This is a genomic window from Acinetobacter harbinensis, from assembly GCF_000816495.1.
Taxonomy (GTDB): domain Bacteria; phylum Pseudomonadota; class Gammaproteobacteria; order Pseudomonadales; family Moraxellaceae; genus Acinetobacter; species Acinetobacter harbinensis.
The window spans coordinates 1270122-1289016 of the sequence record NZ_JXBK01000001.1; the positions used below are offsets into that span (position 1 = coordinate 1270122).

General features: G+C 42.7%; 14 protein-coding genes and 4 tRNA genes. 8 read left to right on the plus strand and 10 right to left on the minus strand.

All coding sequences use genetic code 11. The features are described from left to right. Window positions 1-28 precede the first annotated feature (28 nt). The 5 genes from SE27_RS05875 (at window position 29) to SE27_RS05895 (ending at window position 6901) form a co-directional block, all read left to right on the plus strand. Window positions 29-1867 (plus strand): extracellular solute-binding protein, encoded by a 1839-nt coding sequence (locus SE27_RS05875; protein ID WP_039621679.1) that lies wholly within the window; start codon window positions 29-31, stop codon window positions 1865-1867. A gap of 51 nt (window positions 1868-1918) precedes the next feature. Continuing rightward, complete coding sequence (locus SE27_RS05880; protein WP_039621681.1) at window positions 1919-2983, plus strand: microcin C ABC transporter permease YejB; 1065 nt, start codon at window positions 1919-1921, stop codon at window positions 2981-2983. Beyond that, window positions 2983-3996: an ABC transporter permease gene (locus SE27_RS05885; protein ID WP_039621683.1), complete on the plus strand. Its 1014-nt coding sequence runs from the start codon at window positions 2983-2985 to the stop codon at window positions 3994-3996. The genes SE27_RS05880 and SE27_RS05885 overlap by 1 nt, the downstream gene beginning before the upstream one ends. Beyond that, window positions 3971-5560: an ABC transporter ATP-binding protein gene (locus tag SE27_RS05890; RefSeq protein WP_039621685.1), complete on the plus strand. Its 1590-nt coding sequence runs from the start codon at window positions 3971-3973 to the stop codon at window positions 5558-5560. Before SE27_RS05885 ends, SE27_RS05890 begins: the two co-directional genes overlap by 26 nt. Window positions 5561-5656: 96 nt before the next feature. Next, window positions 5657-6901: an NADH:flavin oxidoreductase/NADH oxidase family protein gene (locus tag SE27_RS05895; RefSeq protein ID WP_039621687.1), complete on the plus strand. Its 1245-nt coding sequence runs from the start codon at window positions 5657-5659 to the stop codon at window positions 6899-6901. A gap of 4 nt (window positions 6902-6905) precedes the next feature. Here the strand turns inward: SE27_RS05895 and SE27_RS05900 are convergent, their stop codons facing one another. The 9 genes from SE27_RS05900 to pyrC form a co-directional block, all read right to left on the minus strand. Then, a complete protein-coding gene (locus SE27_RS05900; protein ID WP_039621689.1) occupies window positions 6906-7616 on the minus strand; it encodes a glutathione S-transferase C-terminal domain-containing protein in 711 nt (236 codons plus the stop codon). A gap of 133 nt (window positions 7617-7749) precedes the next feature. Then, window positions 7750-7825: transfer RNA gene (locus tag SE27_RS05905), tRNA-Glu, on the minus strand. A gap of 13 nt (window positions 7826-7838) precedes the next feature. Further along, window positions 7839-7914: transfer RNA gene (locus SE27_RS05910), tRNA-Glu, on the minus strand. Between the two features lie 127 nt (window positions 7915-8041). After that, a complete protein-coding gene (locus SE27_RS05915) occupies window positions 8042-8932 on the minus strand; it encodes a lipase family protein (RefSeq protein WP_039621691.1) in 891 nt (296 codons plus the stop codon). An 82-nt stretch (window positions 8933-9014) separates the two neighbouring features. After that, entirely contained in the window at window positions 9015-10433 is a 1419-nt protein-coding gene (locus SE27_RS05920; protein ID WP_039621692.1) for an amino acid permease, read from the minus strand. 112 nt (window positions 10434-10545) lie between these two features. Beyond that, a tRNA-Glu gene (locus SE27_RS05925) sits at window positions 10546-10621 on the minus strand. 551 nt (window positions 10622-11172) lie between these two features. After that, window positions 11173-11248: transfer RNA gene (locus SE27_RS05930), tRNA-Glu, on the minus strand. A 19-nt stretch (window positions 11249-11267) separates the two neighbouring features. After that, window positions 11268-11927, minus strand: a complete 660-nt coding sequence (rnt, locus tag SE27_RS05935; RefSeq protein ID WP_039621694.1) for a ribonuclease T — start codon at window positions 11925-11927, stop codon at window positions 11268-11270. Then, window positions 11912-12946, minus strand: coding sequence for a dihydroorotase (pyrC, locus tag SE27_RS05940; RefSeq protein ID WP_039623845.1), 1035 nt, complete (start codon window positions 12944-12946; stop codon window positions 11912-11914). The genes rnt and pyrC overlap by 16 nt, the downstream gene beginning before the upstream one ends. Window positions 12947-13097: 151 nt before the next feature. Between pyrC and SE27_RS05945 the strand changes: the two genes are divergently transcribed. After that, window positions 13098-14357, plus strand: a complete 1260-nt coding sequence (locus SE27_RS05945; RefSeq protein WP_039621697.1) for a GGDEF domain-containing protein — start codon at window positions 13098-13100, stop codon at window positions 14355-14357. Window positions 14358-14412: 55 nt separating this feature from the next. Here SE27_RS05945 and argG read toward each other — a convergent pair whose 3' ends face one another. Further along, window positions 14413-15756 (minus strand): argininosuccinate synthase, encoded by a 1344-nt coding sequence (argG, locus tag SE27_RS05950; protein WP_039621699.1) that lies wholly within the window; start codon window positions 15754-15756, stop codon window positions 14413-14415. Window positions 15757-16715: 959 nt separating this feature from the next. Here argG and lldP point away from each other — a divergent pair. Next, entirely contained in the window at window positions 16716-18380 is a 1665-nt protein-coding gene (gene lldP / locus SE27_RS05955) for an L-lactate permease (protein ID WP_039621700.1), read from the plus strand. Between the two features lie 20 nt (window positions 18381-18400). Next, on the plus strand, window positions 18401-18895 hold a 495-nt coding region (locus SE27_RS05960; protein WP_455549970.1), incomplete at its 3' end, for a GntR family transcriptional regulator.

Sequence of the window (18895 nt, forward strand, 5' to 3'; positions counted from 1 at the left end):
AAAACGCCAACAGCAGGAGTGCTTTGACATGTCATTTGCTCAAGCAAAATGTTTGAGTCTTGTCTGTGGTGTGGGGTTTTTAATGCAAGGGGCGTGGGCGGCAGTACAGACCACGCCTTATATTGCCCTGCATAGCCAACCTAAATATGCCAATTTTTCAGCCATGCCGTATGCCAATGCCCATGCGCCCAAAGGCGGCTATTTAAGTACGGCCAGCAATGGCACATTCGATAACTTAAACAGTATGAATGGCAAAGGGACATCGACAGAAGGGGTGAATTATTTATTTGATTCGCTGATGTCCAGTTCATTGGATGAGCCCGGCGTCATGTATCCTTTATTGGCGGAAAAAGTCACTTTTGATCCAGAAAAAACCCAATATGTGCTGTTTCATTTAAACCCCAAAGCACGTTTTAGTGATGGCAGTGCCGTGACTGCGCAAGATGTTAAGTTCAGTTTTGATGCCTATCAGACCAAGTCTAATCCCGGCTTACAAATGTATTTATCCGATTTAGCCAAGACAGAAGTGTTGTCTAAATACGTGGTGAAAATGAGTTTTAAATCGGATAACAATGCCGAAATGCCACTCATTCTGTCACAACTGCCGATTTACTCGAAACAGGATTGGCAAAAAAAGGATTTTAGCCGTGTAACTTTGCAGCCTATTTTAGGTTCAGGGCCGTATTTGATTGAGCGTATTGATGCAGGGCGCAGTATTAGCTATAAACGTAATCCCAATTATTGGGGCAGGGATTTAGCGGTCAATAAAGGCCGTTATAATTTTGATCGTTTAAAGTATGTTTATTATCGTAGTTTAGATATTGCCTTTGAGGGCTTTAAATCTGGTCAATATACGCTGCATGAAGAAATGACGGCGCGCAAATGGGTGACTGAATATAATTTTCCCGCGCTTAAAGCCGGTATGGTGGTGAAATACAAATTCCAACACCAAAACCCAATTGCCACGCAAAGTTTTGTTTTTAATACGCGCCGTGCGCCTTTTCAAGATATTAAATTTCGTCAAGCCATTACCTCTGCCTATGACTTTGAATGGCAAAATAAAGCGTTGTTTTATGGGCAATATCAACGCCTACAGAGCTATTTTGCCAACAGTGAGCTTGAAGCCAAAGGCGTACCCAGTACCGCAGAAATGGCGATTTTAAGACCCTATTTGGCGCGCTTAAATCCGATACAGCGCCAAGGTGTATTGCAAAACTGGAAATATCCCATCTCTGATGCCAGCGGTTTTAACCGCAATAATTTACTCTTGGCACGGCAACAATTACTGCAAGCCGGTTATGGTTTCCAAAATGGACATTTGCTAGATCCGCACGGGCAGCCGATTCAAATTGAATTCTTAATTCATCAAGAGGGTTTGCAGCGCACGCTGATGCCGTTTATTCGCAATATGAAGCGTCTGGGGATTCAAGTGTCCATTCGTCATGTCGATGTGCCGCAGTACATTGAGCGCATGCGCAGCAAGGATTTTGATATGACCACCAACGTGATGCCGCAGTCGCTCACCCCAGGGAATGAACAAGCACAGCTCTGGGGCAGTGCATCGGCAGATCAAGTGGGTAATTATAATTATGCAGGTATCAAAAATGTAGTGATTGATGAGGTGATTGAGCAGGTGACTCATGCACCGAATCGACAGCAATTGGTCGTGCGTACCAAGGTGTTAGATCGCTTATTACGCGCAGGTTATTATCAAATTCCGACCTATGGTAAAGGTGAAAATTGGTTTGCCTATTGGAATATGTATCAGCAGCCTAAAGTTAAACCCAAGCTTTCATCGGGGATTGAGTATTGGTGGAGTGATGCTGCACAAGCGCAAAAGGTCAGCCAATATTTACGTCAAAAATAACTATATTTTAAACTCACAATACACCGGCTAGGCACAAGGAACATTGTTTCGATGGGCATTTATATATTAAAAAGACTGCTGCTGATTATTCCCACGCTATTTTTCATTTTATTGATCAACTTTGTGGTCATTCAAATTGCACCCGGCGGACCAGTGGAGCAAGCCATTCAGCAAGCAGAAGCCTTTCAAGGCATTGGCACAACCGGTACTGAAACTGTGAGTAGCAAAAGTGATTATCAGGGGGCCAAAGGTTTAAGTGACGAGATGGTGCAGAAGATTAAAACTCAATATGGTTTTGATCAACCGATCCATCAACGCTTTTGGAGCATGCTTAAAAGCTATGCGCATTTTGATTTTGGGGTCAGTTTTTTTAAAGATAAGCCGGTGACACAATTGTTGTGGGAAAAAATGCCCGTGTCTTTGTCTTTGGGGCTGTGGAGTACCTTGCTGATTTATCTGATTTCTATTCCATTGGGTATTCAAAAAGCCCGTCGTCATGGCACAGCATTTGATAAAGCCAGTTCGTTGTTGCTGGCTGTTGGCTATGCAGTACCCTCCTTTATTTTTGCTGTTTTATTGATTGTGTTTTTTGCCGGTGGTTCCTATTTTCAGTGGTTTCCACTGCAAGGTTTGGTCTCTGAAAATTTTCATAGCTTAAGCCTGCTGGGTAAGATTCAAGATTATTTTTGGCATATGACGCTGCCATTACTGGCCATGGTGATTGGTGGTTTTGCAGGCCTTACATATTTAACCAAATATTCATTTATGGAAGAATTAAGCAAGCAATATGTCTTGGCGGCGCGCTCCAAAGGCTTAACAGAGCCACGTGTGTTATATGGCCATGTGTTTCGTAATGCCATGTTGATTGTGATTGCCAGTGTGCCTGAAGCGTTGATTGGGATTTTCTTTGTCGGCAACTTGTTTATTGAAATTATTTTTAATTTAGATGGTTTGGGTTTATTGGGTTTTGAAGCCATTCAACAGCGGGATTATCCCGTTATTTTCGGGACTTTATTTCTATTTACCTTAATGGGATTGGTGTTGCGTTTAATCAGTGATGTGCTTTATCAAGTGATTGATCCACGAATTAATTTTGATGCACGCGGAGTAGAGTAATGTCACCGTTAATGCGCAGCCGGCTGCAACGCTTTAAAGACAATAAACTCGGCTTTGCTTGTCTGATTTTATTTATGCTGATTTTTGTTTTATCGCTGTTTTCAGAGTTGATTGCCAACGATAAACCGCTGTTAGTGCGCTATCAGCATCAACTCTATGTACCCGTACTAAAAGCCTATCCGGAAACCACTTTTGGCGGTGTCTTTGAAACCGAGGCGGACTATAAAGATCCTGCCGTGCAGCAGCTGATCAATCGTCAAGGTTGGGCCATTTGGCCGCTGATTGCCTATTCCTATCAAACGCCGAATTTAGAATTGGCTGTTCCAGTGCCTTCACCCCCAAGTACACAAAACTGGTTTGGTACAGACGATCAAGGCCGAGATGTTTTGGCGCGTATTTTATATGGCTTAAGGGTATCGCTGCTGTTTGGCTTTGCCTTAACCTTTGCGGCGGCCATTTTAGGCGTTGTAGTCGGTGCGGTGCAGGGTTATTACGGTGGCTGGATTGATCTGTTGGGGCAGCGTTTGCTTGAGGTGTGGGGCGGTTTGCCCACCTTATTTATGGTGATGATTTTGGTCAGCATGTTTACCCCGAATGTGTATTGGTTATTTTTGATTATGCTGTTGTTTGGGTGGACCACCTTGGTGGGCTTGGTGCGCGCAGAATTCTTAAAAGCGCGACATTTAGATTATGTCCGCGCAGCACGTAGTTTGGGTGTTGCCGATCGCACGCTGATTTTTCGGCATATTCTGCCCAATGCCATGAGTTCCAGTTTATCGCAGTTGCCATTTATGCTTACCGCCAATATTACCGCCCTGACTGCGTTAGATTTCTTGGGCTATGGCTTACCGCCGGATGCTGCTTCATTGGGTGAGTTGTTGTTACAGGGTAAAGCCAACTTAAATGCACCATGGCTGGCTTTGTCGGGCTTTTTTACGCTGGCGTTGGTGTTGTCGTTATTGATTTATATTGGGGAGGCGACACGCGATGCATTCGATCCAAGACGTCCATAAAGAGCCACCTATTTTAAGCGTTGCACAATTAAGCATTCAGCATCAACAGCAAGTGTTGGTCAATCAGCTAAGCTTTCAACTGCATGCCGGTGAAACATTGGCCATTGTGGGCGAAAGTGGTTCGGGTAAATCGATCAGTAGTTTGGCTTTATTGGGCTTGCTGCCGGCAAGTTTAACGGTTACAGGTCAGGTGTATTTAGACGGTCAGTCAATACTGGGCTTTAAGCCTGAACAGTTTAGAGCCATTCGTGGACAAAAAATGGCGATGATTTTTCAAGAACCGATGACCGCATTAAATCCGCTACATCGGGTGGAAAAAATTATTGGCGAAACTTTACTGTTGCAGGGCTTATCCAAACAGCAGACTCGCGCACGGATTATTCAATTGCTTGATGATGTCGGTATTCCCAGCCCTGAAGACAAGCTGCGTCGTTATCCACATGAGCTTTCCGGTGGTCAACGGCAACGGGTCATGATTGCGATGGCCTTGGCTTTAGATCCGGACATTTTGATTGCTGATGAGCCTACTACAGCCTTAGATGTCACGCTACAAGCGCAAATTCTAGATTTACTCCAATCCCTACAGCGCAGCCGCAATATGGCAATGATCTTAATTAGCCATGATTTAAATTTGGTGCGCCGCTATGCCAATCAGGTGGTGGTGATGAATCAAGGGGTGGTGGTTGAACAAGGCAATGTCATCGAAATATTTACCCATCCCAAACAGGCCTATACACAAAATTTGCTCAATCATGATTTTGGTGCGGCCATTGAAGTGAATGACACGGACGCCATACTGACTTTAACGCAGCTGGCGGTTAAGTTTCCCATTAAGCAAGGTTTACTCAATCGGGTCAAAGATTATGTGGTCGCAGTTGAACCACTGAATTTAAGCTTGGCACAAGGTCAGTCAATTGGCATTGTGGGTGAAAGTGGCTCAGGTAAAACATCCTTGGCTTTGGCCATTAGTCGACTGATTGCCAGCGAAGGTGAAATTGTTTTATTGGGTACGGACTTAAATCAATGTAACGAAAAAAAATTGCGTCCGTTACGCGCTGAATTTCAAATGGTGTTTCAAGATCCGTTTAGCAGTTTAAATCCACGCTTAAATGTTGAGCAAACTATTGGCGAAGGCTTAGCATTAAAAGCATATACTCAAGCTGAAATATCACAGCGCATTGATGCTGCTTTACAACAGGTGGAATTGCCACTGAGTTTTAGGCTGCGCTATCCGCATGAGCTTTCGGGTGGTCAGCGTCAGCGGGTGGCACTTGCCCGCGCTTTGATTCTACAGCCAAAGCTGCTGATTTTAGATGAACCCACTTCTGCGCTTGATCGCACCACGCAGCGTGCCATTGTACAACTGCTCAGGGGGTTGCAACAGCAGCATAGAATCAGTTATTTGTTTATTAGTCACGATTTACAAGTGGTCAAAGCCTTGTGTCAAAAGGTCTTGGTATTACGTCATGCGCAGGTCATGGAATTTCAAAGCACTGAACAATTGTTTTTAAACCCACAAACTGAATATACCCAGCAATTAATCGCTGCCAGTCAGTATCGTTAAGTTACTGACAAGTCATATTGTCAGAATGTCATTGACGGCCACGATAAACAGTTTAGAGTTTTAACTCTACGTAAAAATCAGGATATAGGGATAAAAATGAGCCATCTTGCCAAAGCCGCCACCATTCGTGACATTCAATTTAAAAATCGTATTATTAAAGGCGCGATGAGTGAAGCCTTAGCCAATTATCAAGGCCAACCCAGCCAATTGCACTGTGGTTTATATGAAGCGTGGGCCAAAGGCGGATTGGGCTGTGCCATCACCGGCAATGTGATGGTGGACTTTCGCGCTAAAAATGAACCGGGCGTGGTGGTGATTGAATCAGAACGTGATTTGGCAGCATTAAAACAATGGGCGCAAGTCGGTAAGCGCTATGGCATGGTGCAATTGGTGCAATTGTCACATCCGGGGCGTCAGTGTCCCAAAGGCTTAAATCAAGAAACCGTAGCACCTTCTGCGGTACCGTTTAGCCCGATGTTGGCCACCACCTTTGGTACGCCACGTGCGCTGACTGAAGCTGAAATTTTAGATATTGTGCAACGCTTTGCCACTGCCGCGCAGATCTGTGAAAAAGCCGGTTTTGAAGGCGTACAGTTACACGGCGCACATGGTTATCTGATTAGTCAATTTTTATCGCCCTTAACCAATAAGCGCCAAGATCAATGGGGCGGCTCAATTGAAAATCGTATGCGTTTTTTATTACAGATTTATCATGCGGTGCGTGCGGTGACCTCGGAGCAGTTTATTATCTCCGTCAAGCTCAATTCAGCAGATTTTCAACGTGGTGGTATTAGCGAAGAAGAAGTTGTTGCGGTATTTAAAGCCATTGATGCCGCCGGTATTGATTTAATTGAAATCTCCGGTGGTAGCTATGAAGCGCCCGCAATGGCGGGCTTAAAAGCCAATAAACGTGAAGCCAGCACCATCTCCCGTGAAGCTTATTTTCTTGAATTTGCCGAGAAAATTCGCCAACAGGTCAGCTGTCATTTGATGGTCACAGGAGGCTTTCGTACTGCCGCCGGTATGAATGCAGCACTGGACAGTGGGGCATGCGAATTTATTGGTTTGGCGCGACCATTGGCGGTGGAAACCGATTTAACCAATCGTTTAATTGCCGGACACGATGTACGCTATGCGGTGGATAAAATTAAAACCGGTATTCCGATGGTGGATAAAATGTCTATTATGGAAATTATTTGGTACGCCGCGCAGTTTAAAGACATTGCCCAAGGCAAACAGCCGAATCCTAAATTATCTCCGTTAAAAGTATTCTTTAAATATGCCAAAGGCAATATTAAAGCCATGATTAAAGGTCAGATTAATTCGCGCCGCCGTGCTTAAATTTTTATGAGTTTGCGCTGGCCCAATACGATTCAAAGATACCAGTAGACCAGTGTCCTGTCTTGCATGCACGTTGAAAGGCCGGTCTACTTTGTAGCTGTAACAGATAGCGTTGAATATGCACGAAGGCTTTAAATTCTGTGTTGCATGCTGTACATGCCTGTAATGGAAACCATAATAAAATATCCGCCAAGCTAAATTGATCACCTGTAATATATGCGTGGCTTTGCAGCTGATCTTCAATCATCTGCATATGTTGCTTTAAACTTTGATTTAAATAACCGCGATCAAAGCCCAGCTTAAACAATCGACTGACAAAGCGGACCGGTAACGGTGTTTTGCTGACAATCGCTGCAAAAATTTGTTTTAAGGCTAAATCCGGCATAAAGGTGGCTTCAGTAAAATTTTTCCAATAATAATACTGTATGACCTCTGGGGCCGTTAATTTGGAGATTGCCAAATCATTGCATAGGTAGCTTAAATAATCGGCAATTGCTGCTGTTTCAGCAAGGGTAATTACCTCTAGCGAGTGGTTGTGATGAATTTGTAGCGTGGGAAATTTTCCCAATCGGTGAGGGTGATCAGCCTGTTGTAGCGCTGGATTCAATGCAGCGCTATCGCAAAAAATTAATTCATAATCAAGCTGTAATTCTTCTAATAACCAGACAATGCGCTGTGAGCGTGAGTTGGTTTTATGAAAGAGACGAATCTGCATCGGGCTGTCATTTGTTGTTGTATTGCCGTGCAGTATAAAACATCGAGAGGTTGTTAAAAGTAAATTCGCTGAAAACAAAAAAGCCTAATCGATAATGATTAGGCTTTTTTGTGAGATTTTTCAATCTCGAATATGGCGACCCTACGGGGATTCGAACCCCGGTTACCGCCGTGAAAGGGCGATGTCCTAGGCCTCTAGACGATAGGGTCATCTATACAAAATTGGCGTCCCCACGGGGATTCGAACCCCGGTTACCGCCGTGAAAGGGCGATGTCCTAGGCCTCTAGACGATGGGGACGTTTCAGAGGTGGGCGTATAATAGGGTGGATATGAAAAGCTGTCAAACCTTTTTCGCCGATAATCTGTGAAAAAGGTCTCAAGTGAATAAAAATAAAACAACTGTTTAAAATATAAACTAAAATGCGTTATTTCTTCAGCATTAAGCCATCTAAAATGCTTTGAATCACCGCAGGATGTTCTAAATAGCCATTAATTTGATGCGGATTGTTAATGGGTGTTTGAATTGATTGATTGATAATGGGGGGTTGGAAATCAAAAGGCGCTTCGCACAAGGGAAAAGCGGTTAAAAAATCAATGGGCGAGTAAAAATTGAGCCAATCGCCATGAAGTTGTGTGGGTCTGGAAATGGGTGATTTCAGTTTTTCTTGCACCACTTTAAATGCAAGCGGTGAGCCTAAAGTAATAAAACGTTTAACTTTAAAGCCGGTAAATTCATGCAGTAGATTATAGGCAATCACCGTGCCCAAGGAATGCGCCACAATAATATGCTCTTTGGTGGGATGTAAATCGCGCATAATTCTACGATGTACCTCATGCATAAAGCCTGCATCGGATAAGTAGAGATACGTTTCAATTAAAAATTGATGAATAAAGCTTTCATGTATTTTGGGGTAATGATTCATCAATAAGCTTAACTCACGAAAAGCATGATCTTTGGTTAACTCTGAAATGCTGGCAATGCGCTGTGTTAATGATTCTGCTTGATTGGGATTAAAGATGGGTAAAGCGGCCTGACACGGGATATGTTCTTCGACCAAGCTTTGATGTTTTAAATGAAAAGGCAGGTGCAGATGCGTGAGTGATTTAGGTAAAAAGGTATTTAAATCTAGACTGTTATAGAGTTTATGTTGGGTAAGTAAATCGCCGTAAAAAGGCAGTTTGATATGTAATGAGCTTACATTAATACTGAAATGAGCATTGATTAGGCCAGTTTGAAACGACTTTAACCAATGCTGCGTTAAAGACTGTTCATCGTAATTTTGTTGATTCATGCCATGAATAAAAATAATTTTCATACAAGGTCAGATTTTGATAATAGAGGTTATTGTCTTTATTCAGCTTAATAAAAAGAGTGGCACTTGGCCACTCTTTTATTGCTTAGTTTTGCTTTCGATAGAAGATGTAATAACTGAGATAACAGCCGGCAATAAAAATAAGACAGCCAATTAAACCCGCCAACATATCTGGGTCGAAGGCCATACTAACGCCAGTGATCAAACAGAACACAAAACCTAAGATAGGCACCACTGGAAACCACGGTGCAGCAAAGCCCAATTCTTTAGCGCTATGCCCTTGTTTGTACCATTGGCGACGGAAATTGAACTGGCTTAAGCAAATACTCATCCAGACCACCACCATGGTAAAGGCAGCTACCCCAAGTAGATTTTTAAAAATAGTTTCAGGGGCGAATTGTTCCGAGAGTAAACCCGGTATGGCACCAAACATGGTGACAATGATGGCAATAAACGGAATACCGCGGCGGTTGACCTTGGAGAATATCGCAGGAAGTTGTTTTTTGTCTGATAAAGACCACATCATGCGTGAAGCGGCATATAAACCTGAGTTGGCAGCAGACAGCAGTGCGGTGATGATCACGAAGCGAATAATATCTTCTGCATATGGAATACCAATATAGGTAAACACGGTGACAAAGGGACTGCTACTGACGCCATCTGCGCCTAAGCCGGCCATTTGATGCGGCAGCAGCGCACTAATCACCACAATGGTACCCACAAAGAAAATCAGCAGTCGCCAAATGGCTGCATTAATCGCTTTGGGTACATTTTTTGCCGGATCTTGGGTTTCACCCGCTGCAACACCAATCAGTTCTGTGCCAGAAAAAGCAAAGTTCACAATCAGCATGGTGGTAAAAATAGGAAATAGACCTTGAGGAAACCAGCCTTGTGCAGTGAGATTGCTCAGCAAGGGTGCAGATGAATAGCCTTCAAATGAAAGTATCCCGACAATCGCCAAGAGCCCCAAAATAATAAAGCTAATCACGGTAATGACTTTCACCAAAGACAGCCAAAATTCAGATTCGGCAAATAATTTGGTCGAGATCATATTCAGGCTAAACACAATGGCGGCAAAAGCAATGGTCCAAATCCAGACAGAAATTTGCGGAAACCATTCTTGCATCAATAAAGCCGCTGCAGTAAATTCCGTGCCTAAAGTGGCGGTCCACGTCAGCCAGTACAGCCAAGTAATCATGTAGCCTGTGCCTGGACCAATAAACTTTTGTGCATAACTGCCAAAAGAGCCAGATTCAGGCATGTGAACGGCAAGTTCACCCAAGCACAGCATCACCGCATACGCGATTAAACCGCCAAGAATATAAGAGAGGATTGCACCTACAGGCCCCGTTTGTGCAATGACTTCACCCGAGCCTAAAAATAGGCCAGTCCCGATTGCGCCGCCTAGCGAAATCATGACCAAATGTCGAGTACTCATAGCGCGTTTTAATGGCGCAGAATTGCCCTGATGCGAAGCATCATTCGGAGTATGAGATGACTGCATAAGAGAAAATAAAAAAAGAGAAAAGGAAGCGAGCTATTGTAGTGAAAAACTACAAATCTGCAATGTAATAATGATAAGGATTGAAGCTTGAATGATCGTATAGCACGATATATGGCGTCCCTACGGGGATTCGAACCCCGGTTACCGCCGTGAAAGGGCGATGTCCTAGGCCTCTAGACGATAGGGACGTTATGAGGTGTTGGGTATACTATGGATTTTTCATAAGGCTGTCAAACCTGTAAGCGGATTATTTTAAAAATAATGTATTGATTGCATAGAAAATGACAGATTTATACTTAAGTGCGCAAGTGAGGGGTAGTTTTAAGCCATCATTTTTAGTCTTGGTTGAAAATGAAGATATCTATTGGCTGGGGGTTTAATGTGTATTCACTGCTCATTGCTATTCATAAAATCAGTTGGCTACTACTTAAAAATTAAGCCTTAAAGTAAATAAAGCACAGCGCGACATGCTGAGATCGGCAATGACTTGATAGGCATATACATAGCAGACTTGAAAGTGTGATGAGAGTGCAACTTAGCCTAGATCAGTGATCGAGCAAAAAATCAGCCAAATCAAAGCAGCGTGAGAAGAGATCAAAGGTTTGAGGATAGAGACAGATTTTTTATTGATTATATGGATGTCGCGGGCAGCACTATTTAGATAAATTTTTTAAAAATAAAGATTAGCAGATATACAGCGATGAGAGTGTTTGAAAACAGCTCAGCTTGAAAAAATAATTGGCGTCCCTACGGGGATTCGAACCCCGGTTACCGCCGTGAAAGGGCGATGTCCTAGGCCTCTAGACGATAGGGACGTTAGAAGATGGCGGTATCTTATTGATCCGCCGTCAAAGTGTCAAGTAGGTGAGGTGCGAGTTTGTTCAAAATATAGCAAAACAGTTCCGCTGTTTTTTGCGTGTCGTATAAAGCAGAGTGTGCTTCTTTACCATCAAACTCAATTCCCGCTTGAATACACGATTTTGCCAGTACTGTTTGCCCAAACATGACCGCACTTAAAGTGACGGTATCAAACACAGAAAAACTGTGAAACGGATTTTGATTTTTGGTTGCAGTACGTGCAATCGCGGCTTGAACAAAGCCCAAATCAAAATGCGCGTTGTGCCCGACTAAAATAGCATGGGTACAGTTTTGCTCGCGGCGTACTTCATTAATGGCTTTAAAGATACGTCTTAAGGCCGTTTTTTCATCTTCTGCCATCGCCATGCGCATTGGATTTGACGGATCAATACCAATAAAATCGAGCGAGCGACGATCTAGATTCGCACCTTCAAAAGGATTGATATGTGCATGATGTGCTTTGCCGGGCACAAACTGACCTTCGGCATTATAAATAATGGGAATGGCTGCAATTTCCAATAAGGCATCGGTCTGCGAATTAAACCCTGCTGTTTCAACATCGACAACTACAGGTAAAAATCCACGAAAACGTTGACCAATAATGGGTTGGGTTTCATCTGTCACACTTTTCTCCATTGAATGGTTTGACCGGCATAGAGCGGGATAATTTTTTCACCATCCAAGTAGTCTAAACTTGTTGGAATAACTTGCGGTTCTTTCACCAAGGTAATGCTATTGGTATTACGTGGTAAACCATAAAAATCTGCGCCAAAATGACTGGCAAAACCTTCGAGGCGTTCAATTTTACCCACTTGGTCAAAAGCTTGCGCATACAGTTCAATGGCAGTTGGTGCGCTATAACAACCGGCACAACCACAGGCATTTTCTTTGGCATCTTTTGAATGCGGCGCGCTGTCTGTACCTAAGAAAAACTTAGGATTCGAGCTGGTGGCCACTTCAAGTAAAGTTTGTTGATGGGTCTGACGTTTTAAAATAGGCAAACAATAAAAATGGGGTTTGATGCCGCCAACCAGCATGTCATTACGATTAAACAATAAATGTTGTGGAGTAATGGTGGCGGCGACATTACGATCTTGTTCAATCACAAAATGCGCAGCTTCACTGGTGGTGATGTGCTCTAAAACCAATTTAAGCTTTGGAAACTGTTTAAGCAGTGGCGCTAACACTTCATCTAAAAAGCGTTTTTCACGATCAAAAATATCGACATGACTGTGGGTCACTTCGCCGTGCAATAAAAAAGGCACTTGATGTTCTTCAAGTTGCTCAATCACCGCATAGACTTTACGAATATCGCTTACGCCATTGTCTGAATTGGTGGTCGCTCCGGCAGGGTAAAGCTTGACGGCATTGACATGGGCTGAGTCTTTAATTTTTTTGACTTCACTGACAGGCGTCTGATCCGTTAAATACAGCACCATACGCGGGTCGAAGGCAATACCTTCAGGTACGTGCGCTAAAATGCGTTCACGATACGCAATCGCTTCTGCTACGGTTTTGACCGGAGGAACAGTATTGGGCATACAAATTGCGCGCGCAAACTGTCGAGCCAAGTCGGGTGCAGTACGTTTTAAAGCAAGACCATCACGAAGGTGAGCGTGCCAATCATCTGGCTGGAGGAGAGTGATTGTATTCAAGGCCATTTCAATCAAGCAAATAAAACAAATGATAATGCATAAACTGCCAAAAAGGTAACCAGAATTAAAGACAAATGCTGACAGATAGCCAATTACAAAGAATAAAATTATGTTATTTTAAGTAAATATAAAAATAACCTAATACTTGAGCATGAACTATAAATATAATCTGGCTAAATTACAGTACGATAAGGAAAAAATAGAACAATTGATTGCTTTGCAAATACATCATGTTGGTCAAACTTTCCCTATCGAAATGGAACATACGTTTTGGTTAAAAAACTTACAACGTGCGCGTAAACATATCGAAAAATCTTTTTGGTTGGCACTTTTATCTTACTTTATTTTTGTATTGGTGGTTATACCCAGTGACTATGGCATTATAAATCGCTCGGTTTTTGCACATGACTTTACCCACTGCGTATTATCGATCATGAACGGAGGCCTGTGCTTACTGCTATTGTTTTGTTTTGCTGCGCAGCCAAAACTTCAGCATTATTTTCTCCATGCCAGTCTATTAATTATGTTTTGGGGAATTGTGTCGATTGCGTGGCTGATTATTACTGTGCAAACCATTGAGCTACAGCATCAAGCCATGGCCGTGATCGCAATTATTTATATGCTGAGTTATGTTATTAGTGGAATAAAACCCACTTATATTCTGATCAATGGTTTAGTGGCCGCGATTGCGACGCTTTTGTTGTTTACTCTTTTGCATGTTGACTTTGATGTGATGGTTTTGGGACGGGTGATGGCCGGCAGTTGTGTATTTGGTTATGCCATTGCCCACATGATTTTTGCCCGTGAACGGATGATTTTTTTATACACACTACGCGCTCGAGTCAGTGAGGAAATTCATCGTATTTATAATTCTGAATTACTGCATTTAAGTCAGCATGATGCGCTGACTACAATTTCTAATCGGCGTACTTTTGATGAGATGATGATGGTGTTTTATCAGCAAACTCGTGCTGATCAAACGGCATTGTCTATTTTATTTATTGATATTGATTATTTTAAAAAATATAACGATTTTTATGGTCATCAAAAAGGTGATGAGGTTATTTTGGCGATTGCCAAAGCGATTAAAAGTGCCATTCGTCATATGGATTTTGTTGCGCGTTATGGCGGCGAAGAATTTGTAGTGTTACTGCCTGCAACCGATGCACATGGCGCTTATGCCGTTGCATCAAATATTTATAAAGCCATTGATGGTCTGGCCATTTCACATGCCAGCTCTTTAGTTTCAAACAATGTCACCATCAGTTTGGGGATTACCGTATATCGCGGGGAAGAGCAGATTAGCAAAGAGGAATTATTAAGCATTGCCGACCAAGCGTTATATCGGGCCAAACAACTTGGACGCAATCAAATTTATTATCAATCGCTTCGTAATACATCTGTGATTTAGTATGTAAACGTATTAAAAAACCGCCATTTAGGCGGTTTTTTAATACAGCTAATGCTTATTTATTTTTGTCTTTAAGTTGTGGAATAGCAGAACCCTGACCCACAGACAATAAGCCTGTACGGGTATATAGCGCTAATTTGGCACGCGTATCGGTAATGTCTAGGTTGCGCATGGTTAACTGACCAATACGATCCATTGGGGAGAACATAGAATCACCTTTTTCCATGGTCAAACGCTCAGCTTCATAAGTGAGGTTTTCTGATTCAGTGTTCATAATGGTGTAGTCATTACCACGGCGTAGCTCTAAAGTAACTGTACCCGTAATGGCTTTGGCCACCCAACGCTGTGCAGTTTCACGCAGCATCAACGCTTGAGAATCGAACCAACGACCTTGATACAATAGACGACCTAAACGTAAACCGTTAATACGGTATTGTTCAATGGTGTCTTCGTTATGAATACCGGTGACCAAGCGCTCATAGGCAATATGCAGTAGCGCCATGCCCGGTGCTTCATAAATACCCCGAGACTTGGCTTCAATAATACGGTTTTCAATCTGATCCGACATACCTAGGCCATGACGACCACCAATACGGTTGGCTTCTAAAATCAGCTCAACAGGGTCGGTAAAACTTTGGCCATTTAAAGCAACAGGCATGCCTTCTTCGAAGGTTACCGTCACTTCTTCCGCTTTAACTTCAACGTCATCTTTCCAAAATGCCACACCCATAATTGGATCGACAATTTTGATACCTGCATTTAAGTATTCAAGATCTTTGGCTTCGTGTGTTGCACCCAACATGTTCGAGTCTGTTGAATAGGCTTTTTCTTTTGACATTTTATAGTCAAAGCCATTATCAATTAAGAATTGCGACATTTCTGAGCGACCGCCCAATTCATCAATAAAAGTTTGGTCTAACCACGGTTTATAAATTTTTAAATTCGGGTTGGTGAGCAAACCATAGCGATAGAAGCGTTCAATATCATTGCCTTTATAGGTTGAGCCATCGCCCCAAATATTAACGTCATCTTCTTTCATCGCGGTCACAAGCATGGTGCCTGTGACTGCACGGCCAAGCGGGGTGGTATTGAAATACGGCACGCCACCAGTACTGATATGAAATGCGCCACATTGAATAGCCGCAATTCCTTCTAATGCCAATTGTAAACGGCAATCCACCAAACGGGCTTTTACTGCACCATAGGCTTCAGCTTTCTTTGGAATCGCATCGTAGTCGTCTTCATCCGGCTGACCCAAATTTGCGGTATAGGCATAAGGTTCTGCACCTTTTTGCTTCATCCACAATAAAGCCGCTGAAGTATCTAGGCCACCAGAAAAGGCAATCCCAACTTTTTTACCTACAGGTACGTTCTGCAAGATCGTTGCATTATCAGTCATTGTTAGTCCTAACGATATGAAATAGGCACCACGATAATTGGTAGCCAAGGAGAATCTTATAGTTGTCTCAATTATAGCACTTTTAGCAAAATTTGCTTTCGCCAAAAGCCGCTAATCAAAAAATATCTATAATTTTCTTAGCAATATCACCGGTTGGAATGATGCGAAATTTAATTTAAGCAAAAATCAAAGTACTTCATCGGCCATGAAAATGAGGCAACGGCATTCATTATCACCGGTTGGAATGATGCGAAATTTAATTTAAGCAAAAATCAAAGTACTTCATCGGCCATGAAAATGAGGCAACGGCATTCATTATCACCGGTTGGAATGATGCGAAATTTAATTTAAGCAAAAATCAAAGTACTTCATCGGCCATGAAAATGAGGCAACGGCATTCATTATCACCGGTTGGAATGATGCGAAATTTAATTTAAGCAAAAATCAAAGTACTTCATCGGCCATGAAAATGAGGCAACGGCATTCATTCTCGTGTTTATCTTTGTATACGCTATTTTTTGCTGAGGAAAGCCTAAGTCGTATTTGAGCGTCTAAGTAATACCGTCGCTACAGGTGAAGGTGAAGTTTTTTATAGCCGCCATATTCACTTTGAAAGATCAAAAGTAGGTTGATGACCTCTAAAAATCAAGCATTCGACTAAAGTTGTATGTAGAGAAAATTCACAAGCTTTCATTTATAAAAATCAAATAAAAACAAAGCTTATTAACAAGGCTGAATTATTGATCAGTGATTAAAAAGAATAGGATTGAGTTTTAGTTTGATTATTTTTGGTCTGACCAATATTAAGTTATTGTTGATCTTTGGCGCTCTAAAATCTACTGTTCCGAGTGGAATATCAATTATTTTTTATTTTACTCTCAATTGGTCTGACCAATAATAACTAAAAAATTGGTTCGAGTGATTGAAAAAATAGCAGTGAGCATTTCAGGGAGAAGACAATGCTTCAATCTTGGCAACAAATTTATGATCCGATGGCCAATATCTGGCTATCGAGCGCGATTGCGCTGATTCCAATTGTGTTCTTTTTTCTAGCTTTGGCCATTTTTCGCTTAAAAGGCAGCGTCGCAGCCACCATTACCGTGGCTTTGGCGTTGTTGGTGGCACTTTTTGCTTATCAAATGCCGGCTGCAACTGCGTTTGCTTCACTGGTGTATGGTTTTTTTTATGGCTTGTGGCCAATTGCGTGGATTATTATTGGTGCGGTATTTCTATATAAAATTTCGGTCAAAACCGGCCAGTTTAATATTATCCGTTCTTCTATTTTATCGATTACCGAAGATCAACGTTTACAAATGCTGTTGGTGGGCTTTGCCTTTGGTACGTTCTTAGAAGGTGCCGCTGGTTTTGGCGCACCCGTGGCCATTACTGCCGCGCTGTTGGTCGGTTTAGGCTTTAAACCACTCTATGCCGCAGGACTTTGCTTAATTGTAAATACTGCACCGGTGGCTTTTGGTGCGATGGGCATTCCGATTATTGTCGCCGGACAAGTGTCTGGGGTAGATACCATGGAAATCAGTCAGATGGTCGGTCGTCAATTGCCGTTTATGGTGCCGATTGTACTGTTCTGGATTATGGGCATCATGGATGGTTGGCGTGGTATTAAAGAAACGTGGCCAGCGGTGATTGTGGCCGGTGGGTCGTTTGCACTGGCGCAATACTTGACCTCTAATTTTGTTGGGCCGGAGCTTCCTGACATTACTGCGGCAATTGCAGCCTTGGTCAGCTTAACGATTTTACTTAAGTTCTGGAAACCGAAACATATCTTCCGTTTTAGTGCAACAGAAGGCAATGTGGATGACAGTTTATTGGCAGATCAGCAACAACAATACAGTTTAGGCCAGATCGCCAAAGCATGGTCGCCGTTCATGATTTTAACCGTGATGGTGACCATTTGGAGTATCAAACCATTTAAAGATTTGTTTAGCAAAGATGGCGCATTACATGATTGGGTGATCTCAATTCCAGTACCGTATGTCCATCAATTGGTGCAAAAAATGCCGCCCGTGGTGGCAGAAATAAAAGACTACGATGCCATTTTTAAATTTGATTGGTTCTCTGCAACCGGTACTGCCATTTTTATTGCTGCACTCATCACCATTTTGTTCTTAAAAATGCAGCCTAAACAGGCAGTGCTGACTTTTGCTGAAACCTTAAATGAGTTAAAAACTCCGATTTATTCCATCGGTATGGTGTTGGCCTTTGCTTTTATTGCCAATTATTCGGGCATGTCAGCCACCTTGGCACTGGCGCTGGCACATACTGGCAAAGCCTTTACCTTCTTCTCGCCATTTTTAGGTTGGATTGGGGTATTTTTAACCGGTTCAGACACCTCTGCCAATGCCTTGTTTGCTGCACTGCAAGCCACCACCGCGCAACAAATTGGGGTGCCAGAAGTGTTATTGGTGGCGGCCAATACCAGTGGCGGCGTCACTGGTAAAATGATTTCTCCGCAATCGATTGCCATTGCCTGTGCGGCGGTGGGTTTGGTTGGTAAAGAATCTGATTTATTTCGCTTTACCGTTAAACACAGTATCGTGTTCACCATCATGATGGGTATTATTATTACCTTACAAGCGTATGTGTTCCCATGGATGATTCCATAACACGCAATTGAGGTGAGCAAATGAAAGTCTCTGACAAAGTGGTACAAAGTCTGCGCATATTGATTGAACACAACAATATGCAAGTGGGAGATCGTTTGCCTGCGGAACGCAAATTATGTGAACAACTCAGCGTTTCGCGTTCCTCATTGCGTGAAGCGATTCAGCAATTGACCAGTATGGGCATTTTACAAAGTCGAGGCGGTGCAGGCACCTTCTTGCAGCAATTATCCAGCAATTGGTCACAACATCAAATTGTACAGCCGTTAAGTCATTTGATTGATCAAGATCCGGCTTATCGTTTTGATGTGCAAGAAGCGCGTATCGTTTTAGAAGGTGGCACGGCGTGGTATGCAGCACAGCGTGCAACGCCTGAAGATCTGTTGAATATTCGCCGGTGCTATGAGCAAATTAGTCATTCTCAAGGTTTGGGCAATGATGATCAAGCCGCACAAGCCGATGCTAAATTTCATCTGGCGATTGCCGAGGCTTCACACAATTTGGTGCTGATACAGATG

What these genes read in the sequence shown, in the direction of transcription:
- SE27_RS05875 (WP_039621679.1), top strand. Translation starts at nt 29, where the DNA reads ATGTCATTTGCTCAAGCAAAATGTTTGAGTCTTGTCTGTGGTGTGGGG.
- SE27_RS05880 (WP_039621681.1), top strand. Translation starts at nt 1,919, where the DNA reads ATGGGCATTTATATATTAAAAAGACTGCTGCTGATTATTCCCACGCTA.
- SE27_RS05885 (WP_039621683.1), top strand. Translation starts at nt 2,983, where the DNA reads ATGTCACCGTTAATGCGCAGCCGGCTGCAACGCTTTAAAGACAATAAA.
- SE27_RS05890 (WP_039621685.1), top strand. Translation starts at nt 3,971, where the DNA reads ATGCATTCGATCCAAGACGTCCATAAAGAGCCACCTATTTTAAGCGTT.
- SE27_RS05895 (WP_039621687.1), top strand. Translation starts at nt 5,657, where the DNA reads ATGAGCCATCTTGCCAAAGCCGCCACCATTCGTGACATTCAATTTAAA.
- SE27_RS05900 (WP_039621689.1), bottom strand. Translation starts at nt 7,616, where the DNA reads ATGCAGATTCGTCTCTTTCATAAAACCAACTCACGCTCACAGCGCATT.
- SE27_RS05915 (WP_039621691.1), bottom strand. Translation starts at nt 8,932, where the DNA reads ATGAAAATTATTTTTATTCATGGCATGAATCAACAAAATTACGATGAA.
- SE27_RS05920 (WP_039621692.1), bottom strand. Translation starts at nt 10,433, where the DNA reads ATGCAGTCATCTCATACTCCGAATGATGCTTCGCATCAGGGCAATTCT.
- rnt (WP_039621694.1), bottom strand. Translation starts at nt 11,927, where the DNA reads ATGGAGAAAAGTGTGACAGATGAAACCCAACCCATTATTGGTCAACGT.
- SE27_RS05945 (WP_039621697.1), top strand. Translation starts at nt 13,098, where the DNA reads ATGAACTATAAATATAATCTGGCTAAATTACAGTACGATAAGGAAAAA.
- argG (WP_039621699.1), bottom strand. Translation starts at nt 15,756, where the DNA reads ATGACTGATAATGCAACGATCTTGCAGAACGTACCTGTAGGTAAAAAA.
- lldP (WP_039621700.1), top strand. Translation starts at nt 16,716, where the DNA reads ATGCTTCAATCTTGGCAACAAATTTATGATCCGATGGCCAATATCTGG.